This window comes from Seramator thermalis (assembly GCF_004138125.1).
In the GTDB taxonomy this organism is placed as follows: Bacteria; Bacteroidota; Bacteroidia; order Bacteroidales; family Dysgonomonadaceae; genus Seramator; species Seramator thermalis.
Genome location: NZ_RXHS01000017.1, coordinates 39,469 through 52,970, shown reverse-complemented (window position 1 = coordinate 52,970; position 13,502 = coordinate 39,469). Strand labels below are relative to the sequence as shown.

The following is a 13,502-nucleotide window of genomic DNA, read 5'->3' as shown; positions in this document are numbered from 1 at the left end:
AGAGAAATCTAATAATACGCTAATAATACGCTAACGATTACCGGTAAAGTTTGGAATCTCTGCACCAAGATTATAAACGCCAAAGTTTATTAGGAATAAATCAAGGGGTATTTAATCGGGTGCTTACGTTTTATCTTCTATCATTGGAAGGAGCAATGGTTTGAATTCTGTTTTATTTTGTATTGCCACTAATCTTATTCCTATTGCTCTCACAATTGCATTGGGAGAAGAAAATAGCGATTCGAAATGAATGTTTCGGTAATGTTTGGCTGCATTTACAATCACATTAAAATCCAATATAGATAGGCTTCGGGTATAATCGGCCAGAAAACTTAAATCGCTATCAGCATTCACTTTTACATAGGCTTGAATGGCTTCGGATCTGACTATATCATTTTTGCTGTAAATATATTTCGCAATGGATGGATTAAATTCTGATAATTGAAAATCCCCTGCTACTCGTAAGGCAAACATTTTGTTTCTGACATAAAGCGACCGCAGGTTTTTTTTCACCACGTCATCAAAATTCATTTCATGAAAAAGTGTAATGCAATCGTCGTGCACTTTCCCTTTTGTGAGGACTGCCGAGATTCTCAGTTGGTTAACAAATAATCTTTTTTCGGATTTCGATTTTGTGAGAGCCATGAGCTTTCTTGCATCTGCCGTCGAACATTCTTTCGTTAAATAATCCATCATTCGATTAAGCGTGTCTCGATTAAATTCTTGTTCTTTCTTGTCTGTGAACAACCTTCTGGCTGTTCCGATATATAGCGAAAACAGTTCGAGAACGGTTATCGATAGGAACACCAATACAAGTGCCTGCACCACATAAAGCCATCCGTGAGCGTGACTCACGATAGGATAAGCCGGATTATGAAAGATAAAGTATGGATTAGTGATGTCTTTTTGTCCAAGATAAAGGAACGTCAGCACAAACACCGATCCTCCAATTGCAACCACTACCCATGGAGAAAGATACTTCCTATAAATTCCTGCAAATCTCATATTAAAATCGATATTTATACCCTGCTTCCACCATATATCTGTTTCGATATTGCTTGGTAGAATTTTGATTAATTTGTTCGTACATATATCCCATGCGAATGTTGAAATCGGATATCCTGTTCAATTTGAAGTTTTTTTCCACCTTGATGTGATAGGACATGAGTTCGTTGAACGAGCTTTGCGACGTCGTGAGAATATCGTCGGGCGAATTACCTACTCCTGCTTCTATTCCCCAGTAATTCATCGGACTTTTTCCGTAGAGTCGATATTTGATGACAACTGATAGTGACTGTAAGTCGTTTTGCAAAACATAAAATGGTCGTATCGAAAGCCAGTTGTTGCCAAAATAATTTCCGATATTGCCGGTAACGATAAATACATCTTTGTTTGTCGCATTCGGATAATTCATGTAGCGCCCGCCTAAGGATGCTTCCCATTTATTCGCCGGTACAAAAAAGTATTCGATACCCATGCGATAGCGAGGAAATAAATTTGCATTCGACGCATAACCCAAGCCGAATTGAAGGTAATTTTTTTTGTATATTGTCCAATAATCGTTTAGTTCTATCAAAAAATCGTTTTTGGTAAATCGGTTTGCGTAATAGATATCGGCAGCAAGCGTATTGCCTGTTGCTATTTTTTTAGAATAACCGATGGATACAAGATGATGCGGATCGATATTATCGAACATGTCAAGCGAATACGACAACGTAACCAAGTTAGTCCGCCGGTTGAGCAATAAGGAGGTATAGAGCTGATCGATGGTGTCGTTTGCAAGATAATGCTTATATTTATCCTGTTCGGCAAGTTTAATTCCTTTTTCATATTCTCTTGTTTCCCGGTAAGCGATCAATTGTTTGGTAAGCAAATCTTTCGTATCGGAATATCCATTTTTTTCGGCTTCTTCTCCCGCTTTTGACAAGGTCTGAAAATCGTTCGATCGCAACAAAATGTTGAGATAACTGCTGTAAAAATCATCATTTAAGTAGTTCATATCCTTGGCTTTTTCTATGAAGATAAGAGCCGAATCGTTTTTGTGTGACCAGGAATATACGTTTGCGACAAAAACATAAATGTCGGCTCGTGACGAATCGGTTTGTAATGCCATGTTTGCGTCATGCAATGATTCTTCATATTTCCCCTGGTGCGCTTTTTGAATCGCAACGTTGAGAAGTGAATCGACGTTTGTTTGGGCATTTGCCGGTTCAATGCACAGTATGCAAATGCAAAAGAAGAGTAATAAGGGCAATATTTTTTTGTTCATAGGGTTATTGATTTTTCTTTTATTCATATGCGCTATGATTGCTCTACGACGTTTTTTTGTTTTAAGTAGTGGCAAATTTCAGCAGCTATTTCGATTGGATCAAATGGTCTTTCGATAATTCTGTTGGCTCCAACTTCACGTGCTTTGAGCAAAAATTCGGGTGTTTCTATAACTGAGAAAAACCAAATCGGCGTGATGATTCTCAAATTGAATCTTATGGTATACATTAAATCGATGGATGAGTTTTGTGTAAAAATTCCGTCCAAAATAATCAGATCCGAAGGTTGGTTGTTAAGTGACTCATGAATCATCGGAAGCGAATCCCATATTTGTATTTGAATATTCGAGTGCAAAAGTTTTACAAATCTTTCTATCAACAGATAGAAAGTGGGACTGTCTGAAATTACTTCGAGACGATATTCGGGATCATTTTTATTATTTTTCATATTTTTAAAAATAATTGCAGTGCATTTGCTTTATTAAAAGGAGTATTTGATAATCTTTTCTCATTAAACTTGATTTTACAGCCGCTATACAAACGCAAAAGTTTCGAACTCATAAATTTGGCAGTCATAAGGTAAAAGAGCCTCTGAGCGGGTAAGCTTTAAGTAAAATTTTCTATGAAGCAAAAGATCAATGATTCCCGGCTCATTATTTTGTGAATAGGACCGATTCTCCTGTTTGGTCGAATGTTCCTCAATGGATGAAGGGTTATAATTATGTTTGTCTGTTTTAACAAGTGATAAAAACGATTATCATATTTTGCAAATTTACTAATTAAACACAAATGGAGAAATATAGTTTGTTTTTTTTTGAACAAAACTCCTTTTCCGAATGTAAAATGTCTGTAGTTTTGCAAATATGCGACAGCATAATTTTACGGCACTTCATTTGAGAAAAATACGAAGAACATTTGTTCTTCAAAATTTTTACAAATCACATTCTTTCCGGCACTTCAATTCCCAGTAAGCCCATTGCTTTTTTTATCGTAAGGGCTGCGTTTTTCGAAAGCATCAGACGAAAATTGCGCAAGGCAACATTTCCTTCACGCAGAATTGGAAAATCGTGATAAAACTGATTATATTCTTTCACCAAATCGTAGGCATAATTGGCGACCAGCGAAACATTATATTCTGTTCCGGCCTGTTTCACAACAGATTCGAAATCGGAAAGCAATTGCACCAGAGCTTCTTCTTTCTCCGATAATTTGACATCTTCCGAAAGATGATCGGGCATTTCAATGCCTTGCTCGGCAGCTTTTCGCTGAATGGATTGGATTCGCGCATGCGTATATTGGATAAAAGGTCCTGTATTGCCATTGAAATCGATGGATTCTTTGGGGTTGAAAGTCATATTTTTTTTCGGATCGACTTTCAGAATGAAATACTTCAGAGCACCTAATCCAATCATGCGAACAATATTTTCGGCCTCTTCAGGCGAACAATCATCGAGTTTACCCAATTCTTTGGATGTTTCGCGTGCTGTTTCTATCATTTCGGCCATTAAATCGTCGGCATCGACCACTGTACCTTCGCGAGACTTCATTTTGCCTTCCGGCAACTCTACCATTCCATACGAAAAATGTACCAATCCTTTACCAAATTCGAATCCCAGCATATCAAGCAGGATCGACAACACCTGGAAATGATAATTCTGTTCGTTTCCCACAACATAAATCATGGTGTCGATCGGATAATCGTCGAAACGCAATTTTGCCGTACCAATATCCTGCGTTATGTAAACAGATGTTCCATCGGCTCGAAGCAACAACTTGTGATCCAAACCATAAGAAGTGAGATCAGCCCAAACCGAACCATCATCCTTTTGATAGAATAATCCTTCTTTCAGTCCACGAAGCACTTCTTGTTTGCCGGCCAAATAGGTTTGCGATTCGTAATAAATTTTGTCGAACGAAACGCCAAGCTGACGATACGTTTCGTCAAATCCCTCATACACCCAATTATTCATCATTTTCCATAAACTTACCGTTTCCGGATCGCCTGCTTCCCATTTGCGAAGCATTTCGCGTGCTTCCTGCATGAGTACCGACTGCTCTTCGGCCTGTTCCTTCGAAAGGCCCTTTTCCTGCAACTCGGCTATTTCGGCTTTATAGTTTTTATCGAAAAGGACATAATAATCGCCCACCAAATGGTCGCCTTTTTTTCCGGATGATTCAGGCGTTTCACCATTGCCCCATTTTTTCCAGGCCAGCATCGATTTGCAAATATGAATGCCTCGGTCGTTCACGATATTGGTTTTTACGACACATTTGCCATTGGCTTTCAACACTTCGCTCAACGAATGACCAAGCAGATTATTCCTTACGTGCCCCAGATGCAACGGTTTATTGGTGTTCGGCGAAGAATATTCGACCATGAACAGCGGGGCATTATCATTTGCCGACACAAATCCGAAATCGGGTGCGGCATCAATTGCTTCGAGCAATCGAATCCAAACGTTCGACGCAACAGTCAGGTTTAAAAATCCTTTGATGACGTTATATTCGGCAATGAACGAAGTTTTGTCCATCAGATAGGCTCCTATTTCCTGTGCTGTTTGCTCCGGATTTTTTTTCGATATTTTGAGCAACGGAAACGTAACCAATGTGTAATGTCCTTTAAATTCCTTTTTGGTTTTCTGAAGTGTGATTTGCGAAGCGTCCACATTGGCATGATAAAGTTCGTTGAGAGCGCCGATGATTGTATTTTGAAGATTTTGCTCGATGTTCATATCGTGAATTTGCTGATTGAGAGTGCAAAGGTAAAAAAAATATATTTATGCCACGCGTACCAATATCCATTCCTTCCTTTTGGAAAGCATTTGGGAGAAAACGAAGAAAATTTTTCGCCATAACAACCCGGTCGAATTACGATTTCGTAATGACTTTTCCTTTCGTAACTAACATCTCAAAGCTACTGTTTATTGATTTCTAAAGCGGCAGTACATTTATCGACCAAATATACCAATGATTTGTAAGCAATTCCGCTATTAACAGAAAGTCCGATTTCGCAAGTACGACTGTTTGAATATCCTTCTGTAGCGTCGAGCTTGGCATGTTTGAGGGGAGCAAGCGCCGAACGGTTTAATTCGGGATGGAAGAAACCCCGATCGCCGGCCCAGCCACAACAAGTAACGTTTTCGGGCACAATCACCTTTTCGGCACATAGCGAAGCTACACGATAGAATTTGTCTTCGATTTGCATTTTTGTGGTGCTGCATGTGTTGTGTATAGCGATGGAAACAGGCTGCCGTGTGAATTGCAAACGATCGAGCAAAAAATCGTGAATAAAATCCACCTGATCATAAAGTTTCAAACGTGGATCGAGCGTTTCGCGCATGTGAAGCAGACAGGGGCTCATATCGCAAACTAACGGCAATTTGCCGTTACGGGTTGCCGACAATAACGCTTCGTTGAGCTCGGTTTCTTTTTTCTTTGCCTGTTTTCGAAATCCCTTGCTACTGAAAGCCATACCGCAACATAATTTGTCTTTCCCTTCGGGAATAATGACCGTGTAGTTGGCTTTTTGAAGCAGCGAAAGCATTTTCGAGGGAACGTCCTCCGATTCGTCGTACCCAAAAGAAGGGCCACCCATCGCTCGGGTAATACACGACGGGAAATATACCACTGCCGGAGCATCGGCATCGTTGGCGGGAAAAATCGAACGGTCGATTTTCCGACTGCCCGAAGGCGTGTATCGTGTCCAAAGCGGGAAAAGACCGTCACCTACTTTAAATAAGCCATGGGTAACATTTTCGAGCGCATTGTAGCCGACAATTTTTGCCAGCGCATGCGGAAATCTCATCAACCCGCGCAGCGAAGTCGTAGTTTTATCCATATTTGCAGCTACAACATCGGCAATGGTATTGGCCAACAGACCGTTATTATGAAAACGAAGTTCTTTCACCAACGTTCCCGTATTAATGCCTACAGGGCAAGCTATAGCGCACAAACCGTCCGTAGCACAAGTTTCGTCCATCGGATAGGAAATCTCCTTTTCCAGCTGACGAAAAGTTTTTTTTCTGTCTTTTCCCGATAAAGCCTTTTCAGTCAGATTACGGTATGCTACAATGCGTTGACGCGGTGTAAGCGTCAAGTTTTTCGAAGGGCAATTCACCTCGCAGAAACCACATTCGATGCATTTGTCGATAAGTGGATTTGCTTCAGGAATGCGCTTCAAATTTTTGATAAAAACATCGGGATCGTCGTTGATCAATACTCCCGGATTTAGAATATTATCGGGATCGAACGCTTTTTTGATTCGTTTCATTAGGGCATAAATATCGCTTCCCCACTCTTTTTCGACGAAAGGTGCCATATTTCGGCCTGTACCGTGTTCGGCTTTCAGGCTTCCCTGATGTTTAATGGCAACCATTTCACTCAGTTCGTTCATAAATTGGGCATACTGACGAATGCCTTTCTCAGAGTTGATATCGGGGAAAACCGTGAAATGCACATTGCCGTCCAGTAAGTGTCCCCACATCACGGCATCGGGATAACCGGAGTCCACGAGCAATTGGCGTACATCGGTTAGCGCATCACCCAAAACATTCGCGCCAAAAGCCACATCTTCGATGATGCATGCGGTGTGAACGGGACGCGCAGCCGCTGCCGATGCAAAAAGTCCGTTTCGTACTTTCCAATACGTATTGTAAAGATGTACGTCACTTGTAAACTTGATAGGGGCAAGCGTGTGAACAGATGACAGTTTTTCCTCTATTTCACGAATCTGCTTTAGTAAGGTCTCTTCGTCATCGGCCGAAGTATCGATGAGAAGTGCTGCTGCATTTTCAGGTAGCGATTTCAGTTCGTCAGGCATCCCCTCCTGATTTTCTACCGCACGCAATGCGTTGCGATCCATCAATTCGGCAGCACTCACTTCGCACGACCGCAAAGGAAGAATAGCCTCACAAACATCGCGTAACCGAGCAAAATAAATCATCGCAGTGGCTTTGAGCGGTGCATCGTGAACGGTTTTAAAGGTAACTTGAGAAATAAACCCGAGCGTACCTTCGGAGCCAACCATCAAATGACGAATGATTTCGACAGGATCCTCAAAATCGATCAGCGAATTTACTCCATATCCACAGGTATTTTTGAGTCGAAACTTCCGCGATATTTTTTCGTAAATGGGCTCGCTTGTTGTTGCGAGAAGATGAAGTTGTTGAATTTCGGCTATCAGTTGTGGGTGTGTTTCAATGAAACGCCGACGACTTACCGTGTCCGCCGTATCCAGTATCGATCCGTCGGCAAAAACAATGCGCATCGCTTTCACGGTGTTGTAGCTGTTATGCCGAATGCCGTAACTCGATCCGCTGGCATTGTTCGAAACGATTCCGCCTATTTTTGCCGAAGCAATAGAAGCCGGTTTGGGTCCTATTTTCCGATGATAGCGCATCAGCATTCGATTGGCAGCAGCACCCACAACGCCACAACCGAAGGTAGCTGTTCGTCCGCTATTGGTGATCGATGCAAAATCGAATCCCTGTCCGATTTCCATCAAGACAGAGTCCGAAACGGTTTGTCCACTAAGGCTTGTACTTGCTGCCTTGAACGTTATGGGGACTTGATTGTTTTTGCAAAAAGAAAGCAATCGAACGACTTCTTCTTCCGAATTAACTTTGACCACTGCTTTTGGAATCATCCGATACAATCCGGCATCGGTGCCTTTGGTCAGCAACGAAAGCTCGTCGGTGAAAACTTGTTCCTTGGGAAAGAGCTTGAACAGCTGTTTACGAAGTTTCGATGTATCCATCATTTTTTTGTGATAAAGATAGTATCAAAATTTAAAGATGATGCGGGTATATCAAAAAAAACATCGATGAAGAAATATATTATTCCTTCATCGACCCGAAGATACTTCCTAAAAAACGGAAGATGTTAAACAGCGGTCGGAATCGAACTTACTTCAAAGAAACGAAAACTTCTTTGTCCACTTCTTCCAACGTCAATTTTCCTTCACGTGCCAGCCAGCCAATGGCTGCATACAAGTCTTTGTCTGTAAGTTTCGTCAATTTTTTCAGGTCTTTTACGCTTGAACGGCCGGCTGCATCCAATTGTGTCCAAACTTTGCCGGCGTTACAACCAATCTTTTCTACCATGATGCTCATTTTTTTTATTTTCTGTGCAAAGATACCTTTTTTTGAGTTATTTTGCAAAAAATCAGGTGAAAAGGTGAAAAAGCCTTTTGTACGCATAATTCAACACAACCTCCCCGATAGCCTGAGAGAAAAGTTTTATCGGTTCTCTTTGATTTGCGATATCAGATCGGATACTTGTCGGATAAGAGAATGTTTTTCGTCGTTGAAGATGACGAAATCCGAAAGCTTCACTTTTTCCTCGTCCGGAAATTGATGTCGCATGCGTTCTTCTATTTTTTCAGGTGTTGTCTTGTCGCGTTGCAAAGCGCGTGTTATTCGAAGCGACATCGGAGCATAGACTGTAACAATGCTATCGAACATGCTCTGAAAATTTGCTTCGAAAAGCAACGCCGCTTCCATTGCCACTATTTCCGATTCGGAATGGATTTCGACCCATCGCAAAAAATCTTTTTGCAGTTCGGGATGAATAACGGAGTTGGCTATGCGGAGTTTTTCGGGATCGTTGAAAATAATTTGGGCAAACTTTTGCTTGTCGAGTTTCCCTGAAGCATACAGATTTTCACCAAAGTATTGCGTCAATTTTTCGCGAATGAGAGGTGATTCGTCATTGAGTCGTTTGGCTTCCATATCGGCATTATAAATCGGTATGTCGTAAAGTTTCAATAGCTCGGATACTACTGATTTTCCGCTGCCAATGCCACCGGTTATTCCAATTTTGATCATTTGTATTTATTCGAGATTCTCGAAAAGAAATTCTACCGAACCCGGCGATAAGCGGGGGTTGCGAATCATTGCAGGCGACTGCGTCAGTTCTATCTCTATTTTACCGTCTTCTTGAGACTTAAGTTTGGTATAATCGAGATCAATGGCGAAGTCTTCCGGGCTAATTTTTTTATAATCTTCCAAAGTTGCAAGGAAAGAAACCTTGATTTGTGACGGAAAGAATTTAACCTCAAGATTGTCTGGAAGATTGGAGCAAGTGATCGGGATATCAAAGCTTTTCTCAGTGTATTCCTTAATCGGGATATATATTTCCACTTCGTCCGGAACGAACTTCACACCCTCCACTTTTTTGATTTTGATCTTGAATTGCGAGGTTGCTTTCAAGTTATCGAAAACGGTGTATTCGGTCAGAGCATTTGTTAGGTTTTCGAGAATCTTCTTGGAAGAGTATGCTGTAACTATTTCGGGGATAAATGATATGCTGTCGGTTACCAGATTGGCGCCACTTGTAGTGATTTCTCCGTCGAATACCACTGAGAGTTGCTTTTTTTCGAGCTTTGAGGTTGAGATCGGTATCAATGCCGGATAATAGCTGAGCAGGGTGGCTTTGGGGAAAAGATTATTGAGAATATATCGGAGTTCGTTTCCCTGTATGGTTTGAATGTTTTTTTCGTGATATTCTCCGACATCTATTCGAAGCGTGTCCGGCTTGAAAATGTCGTATCTGAAAATTTGCGATCCAACGTCCGAAATTCTGACATCAATATGTTGTGGCGTCGGTTGATCGAAAACCACATCTTCGGGCACGTTGATGTATTTGACCGGAACGCGATAAGAGCCTTCGACGTTTTCGCGACGGAAAAAGAGCATCAGCCAAAAGATATAGGCCATCAAGAGAAAAAAAAGGAATGCAAGCATATTTCTCCAGGGAAAATTGGAGAAATATGCCCGCACTCTCGGTTTCCAAATCTCTATGATAGCTTTGACGTCAATCATAGCTCGGCATCCAAGTGGGGTTTACTTATTAACGTCTTGGGCAGAAGCGTAAACAGAGCTTTTTTCGAATTTCAATTTTACGCCATCAGCCACCTCCACCAAAAAGTAGGTGTCGCCAACTTCTTTGATGCGACCGTGAATGCCGCCGGCTGTAACTACTTTGTCGCCAACCTGCATCGACTCGCGCGCTTTCTGAAGTTCTTTCTGTTTTTTTTGTTGGGGGCGAATCATGAAAAAATAAAAAACAGCAATGATAGCAATCATCATGATCAGCGTCATTCCCATTCCTCCTCCGTTTGCTGAGGATCCTGCTTGCAATAATACGTCCATTTCGATAAAATTTTGAAGTGAGTGAAATTAGTTTTTTAAAATGATATGTTCCTTTTTTGCTTCGTTGGCTATTGCGTCCAAAATGCCGTTGACGAAAGTCCCGCTTTTAGGCGTGCTGTACGATTTGGCAATATCGATGAATTCATTGAGCGTAACGCTGGTAGGAATGGACTCGCAGGTATAAAGTTCGGCGACGGCCACTTGCATAATAATCATGTCCATGAAAGCGATACGGTCGAAATCCCATTTTTGAGTATGCTTCTCGATGAGTTCCCGATATTTTTTTTCGTTTAGAATGGTTTCGTCCAAAAGTTTAAGAGCAAACTGTTTGTCCTCTTCGTCCTTAAACATGGGTAAAAGCGGTTGGTTGTCGCCATTCTGCTCCGAAAACTGCTTGATTGTTTTTAGCACGAAAGTTTCCACTGTTTCCACATCGTCATTCCAGAAAATGCTTTCGTCTTCGAGAATATCGTCGAGTTCGTCATTCAGATAGATATATTGCTTAAATATTTTTCGCCAAAAATCCTTGTCGTCGGCATAGGTTGGCGAAACATTGCCAGTATAGTTCTTATATTCTTCCGAGCCGAGAATCGTGTCCAACAGGTTTTTGACGAAAGTTTCGTTTTCGTCCCAACTCATGGGCCTTTCGGACAGATATTTGTTTAATGTCTTGTTGGTTCTGAGTTGTTTGATGAATTTGTTCTCGATAAGATGAGTGTTGGGATTCAGATCTTCTTCGGTTGGCAAAAATTTATTTTTTTTCATCTCAACACGTTCTTCATACAAGTCTGTTATTTTCACCATCAACAGGAGTAAGTAAAAATAAAGATCGTATGATTTTTGAAATCCTTGCAGTAGTTCTTTTTCCGCATTTTTCAGATTATTGTTCGAATTTTGATACCACGCATAAACGATCTGAACAATTCGGATACGAATTAAGTTTCTATTAATCATTGTTGAAATGAGCTTTTACATCGCAAAAATACGTATTTTTTCCTTATCGACAAGATAAAATTCGGGAAAATAGCGCTTTCTTATAACTGGAAGGTTTGGTTTAACAGGATTTTCGAAATAGTTTTATAAATTTGTGTCTAAAATCTGTCAACCCTTTATTAAATCTTCAAAAATGAAAAAAAACAGTGCCGTTATTTTTATGTTAGCCTTTTTCACGATGGTAACTTTCGCCCAGCAAAGCAAGACATCTGTGGCTATTATTCCCGAACCTGTTTCGCTTGTCGAAAAAGGAGGGGTGTATGTTCTGCCTGATCCGATCATCGTTGTTTCCCCTTCTGACAAGGAGATGGCGTATGTCAATGATTATCTCCGTAACAAACTTTCGGCGGCTACGGGTAAACGGATATCTGTAACCGAGCGTGCTTCACAACCGGCTATTCGATTGATATTGAACAAAAAAGCGGAAAAGGAAATTGGAAACGAAGGCTACACTTTTTCATCAACAGCCAACGGAGTGACTATTAAGGCTAATACGCCCGCAGGATTATTCTACGGCGTGCAGACTTTTTTCCAACTGTTACCGCCGCAAATCGAAAGCACCACCTTGGTAGAAAATATCGACTGGCAGCTTCCACAGGTCGAAATCACAGATTACCCGCGCGTTGGATGGCGCGGCATGATGCTCGACGTTTCACGCCATTTCTTTACGGTGGACGAAGTGAAACGATTTATCGACAACATGGTGAAGTATAAATTCAATACGTTTCACTGGCACTGGACCGACGACGAGGGCTGGCGGATCGAAATCAAGAGTTTGCCCAAACTCACCGAAGTGGGGGCATGGCGTGTTGACAAAGTGGGATGGTTCGGGACTTTTTCGAAACCGCTCCCCGACGAGCCTAAAACCTATGGAGGATTCTACACTCAGGATCAAATTCGCGACATCGTTCGTTATGCCGCTGAACGTTTCGTTCGGGTAATGCCCGAAATAGATGTTCCCGGACACAGTTTGGCAGCCATTGCATCATACCCTGAACTCTCGTGTACGCCGGGAGCAGAGGAATATTCGGTTCGCGCCGGTGAAGAATTTATGGACTGGTCGCATGGTGCACCACCCATTGCTTATGTAGATAATACACTATGTCCGGCCAACGAAAAAGTGTACGATTTCATGGATAAGGTAATTACCGAAGTGGCCCAATTGTTCCCGTTCGAATATATTCATTCCGGAGGAGACGAAGCACCCCACAATTTTTGGGAGAATAATCCGCAAGTGAAAGAACTCATGAAACGCGAAGGACTGAAAACCATGCCCGAAGTGCAATCCTATTTTGGCAAGCGTATCGAAAAAATTATTCAATCGAAAGGAAAAAAGATGATGGGATGGGATGAGATTTTGGAAGGAGGTATCACTCCAACTACTGCATTGATGAGCTGGCGCGGTATTGATGCCGGCATCGAAGCTTCCAAATCGGGACATTATGTGGTAATGAGTCCGACCAATTTTGTTTATATCGATTACATGCAGGGCGATCCATGCACCGAAGCTCCCGTTTATGCCACGTTGCGACTCAATCAGTCCTACAAGTTCGATCCTCTCCCAACCGGAGTCAATGAGAAATTTGTTCTGGGTGGGCAAGCCAATCTGTGGACCGAACAGATTTACAATATTCGTCAGGCGGAATACATGACTTGGCCGAGGGGATTTGCAATTGCCGAATCGTTATGGTCGCCCAAGGAGAAAAAAGATTGGAATAAATTCGTGACGAAAACCGAAGCACAATTTCCACGTCTCGACTGGGCTCAGACCAAATATTCCCCGGCAATGTACGATCCGATTGTTTCGGTCAGGAAAGAAGGGGAAAAATATTTTGTCGAACTCACTCCCGAAATCGATGGACTCGATATCTATACCAGCTTCGACGGATCTACTCCCGATAATTTCTATCCCAAATATTCGGCACCTCTGCTTATTCCCAAAGATGCACGATTGATGCGCATTATTACCTATCGTGATGGCAAACCGATTGGAAGGTTGATGTCAATCACGGTGGATGATTTGAAGAGTAGGGCAAAATAAAATATTTGCCGAATCGAAAGATTATCACTACATTTGCACCACTTTTTTAAG

11 protein-coding genes are annotated in these 13,502 nt (G+C 41.7%); 1 reads left to right on the top strand and 10 read right to left on the bottom strand.

Annotation, left to right across the window (positions count from 1 at the left end):
- Positions 1–123: 123 nt before the first annotated feature.
- From EJN84_RS10990 to nusB, 10 genes are all read right to left on the bottom strand, one after another.
- The gene (locus EJN84_RS10990; protein WP_129595463.1) at positions 124–1,005 is read right to left on the bottom strand and encodes a hypothetical protein; all 882 of its coding nucleotides are present in this window, start codon (positions 1,003–1,005) and stop codon (positions 124–126) included.
- 1 nt (position 1,006) lies between these two features.
- Positions 1,007–2,269 (bottom strand): YaiO family outer membrane beta-barrel protein, encoded by a 1,263-nt coding sequence (locus EJN84_RS10985; RefSeq protein WP_165004292.1) that lies wholly within the window; start codon positions 2,267–2,269, stop codon positions 1,007–1,009.
- A gap of 32 nt (positions 2,270–2,301) precedes the next feature.
- Entirely contained in the window at positions 2,302–2,715 is a 414-nt protein-coding gene (locus EJN84_RS10980; RefSeq protein WP_129595461.1) for a response regulator, read from the bottom strand.
- Positions 2,716–3,205: 490 nt separating this feature from the next.
- Positions 3,206–4,999, bottom strand: a complete 1,794-nt coding sequence (argS, locus tag EJN84_RS10975) for an arginine--tRNA ligase (protein WP_129595460.1) — start codon at positions 4,997–4,999, stop codon at positions 3,206–3,208.
- Positions 5,000–5,181: 182 nt separating this feature from the next.
- Positions 5,182–8,025, bottom strand: coding sequence for an FAD-binding and (Fe-S)-binding domain-containing protein (locus EJN84_RS10970; RefSeq protein WP_238944008.1), 2,844 nt, complete (start codon positions 8,023–8,025; stop codon positions 5,182–5,184).
- A gap of 145 nt (positions 8,026–8,170) precedes the next feature.
- Positions 8,171–8,368 (bottom strand): winged helix-turn-helix domain-containing protein, encoded by a 198-nt coding sequence (locus EJN84_RS10965; protein ID WP_129595466.1) that lies wholly within the window; start codon positions 8,366–8,368, stop codon positions 8,171–8,173.
- Between the two features lie 135 nt (positions 8,369–8,503).
- Positions 8,504–9,091: a dephospho-CoA kinase gene (gene coaE / locus EJN84_RS10960; RefSeq protein ID WP_129595459.1), complete on the bottom strand. Its 588-nt coding sequence runs from the start codon at positions 9,089–9,091 to the stop codon at positions 8,504–8,506.
- A gap of 6 nt (positions 9,092–9,097) precedes the next feature.
- Entirely contained in the window at positions 9,098–10,087 is a 990-nt protein-coding gene (locus EJN84_RS10955; protein ID WP_129595458.1) for a YbbR-like domain-containing protein, read from the bottom strand.
- 21 nt (positions 10,088–10,108) lie between these two features.
- The gene (yajC, locus tag EJN84_RS10950) at positions 10,109–10,417 is read right to left on the bottom strand and encodes a preprotein translocase subunit YajC (RefSeq protein WP_101486448.1); all 309 of its coding nucleotides are present in this window, start codon (positions 10,415–10,417) and stop codon (positions 10,109–10,111) included.
- A gap of 27 nt (positions 10,418–10,444) precedes the next feature.
- Complete coding sequence (nusB, locus tag EJN84_RS10945; RefSeq protein WP_101486449.1) at positions 10,445–11,371, bottom strand: transcription antitermination factor NusB; 927 nt, start codon at positions 11,369–11,371, stop codon at positions 10,445–10,447.
- A gap of 172 nt (positions 11,372–11,543) precedes the next feature.
- On the opposite strand from nusB, the gene EJN84_RS10940 reads away from it, so the two are divergent.
- Complete coding sequence (locus tag EJN84_RS10940; protein WP_129595457.1) at positions 11,544–13,451, top strand: beta-N-acetylhexosaminidase; 1,908 nt, start codon at positions 11,544–11,546, stop codon at positions 13,449–13,451.
- Positions 13,452–13,502 lie beyond the last annotated feature (51 nt).

What these genes read in the sequence shown, in the direction of transcription:
- EJN84_RS10990 (WP_129595463.1), bottom strand. Translation starts at nt 1,005, where the DNA reads ATGAGATTTGCAGGAATTTATAGGAAGTATCTTTCTCCATGGGTAGTG.
- EJN84_RS10985 (WP_165004292.1), bottom strand. Translation starts at nt 2,269, where the DNA reads ATGAACAAAAAAATATTGCCCTTATTACTCTTCTTTTGCATTTGCATA.
- EJN84_RS10980 (WP_129595461.1), bottom strand. Translation starts at nt 2,715, where the DNA reads ATGAAAAATAATAAAAATGATCCCGAATATCGTCTCGAAGTAATTTCA.
- argS (WP_129595460.1), bottom strand. Translation starts at nt 4,999, where the DNA reads ATGAACATCGAGCAAAATCTTCAAAATACAATCATCGGCGCTCTCAAC.
- EJN84_RS10970 (WP_238944008.1), bottom strand. Translation starts at nt 8,025, where the DNA reads ATGATGGATACATCGAAACTTCGTAAACAGCTGTTCAAGCTCTTTCCC.
- EJN84_RS10965 (WP_129595466.1), bottom strand. Translation starts at nt 8,368, where the DNA reads ATGGTAGAAAAGATTGGTTGTAACGCCGGCAAAGTTTGGACACAATTG.
- coaE (WP_129595459.1), bottom strand. Translation starts at nt 9,091, where the DNA reads ATGATCAAAATTGGAATAACCGGTGGCATTGGCAGCGGAAAATCAGTA.
- EJN84_RS10955 (WP_129595458.1), bottom strand. Translation starts at nt 10,087, where the DNA reads ATGATTGACGTCAAAGCTATCATAGAGATTTGGAAACCGAGAGTGCGG.
- yajC (WP_101486448.1), bottom strand. Translation starts at nt 10,417, where the DNA reads ATGGACGTATTATTGCAAGCAGGATCCTCAGCAAACGGAGGAGGAATG.
- nusB (WP_101486449.1), bottom strand. Translation starts at nt 11,371, where the DNA reads ATGATTAATAGAAACTTAATTCGTATCCGAATTGTTCAGATCGTTTAT.
- EJN84_RS10940 (WP_129595457.1), top strand. Translation starts at nt 11,544, where the DNA reads ATGAAAAAAAACAGTGCCGTTATTTTTATGTTAGCCTTTTTCACGATG.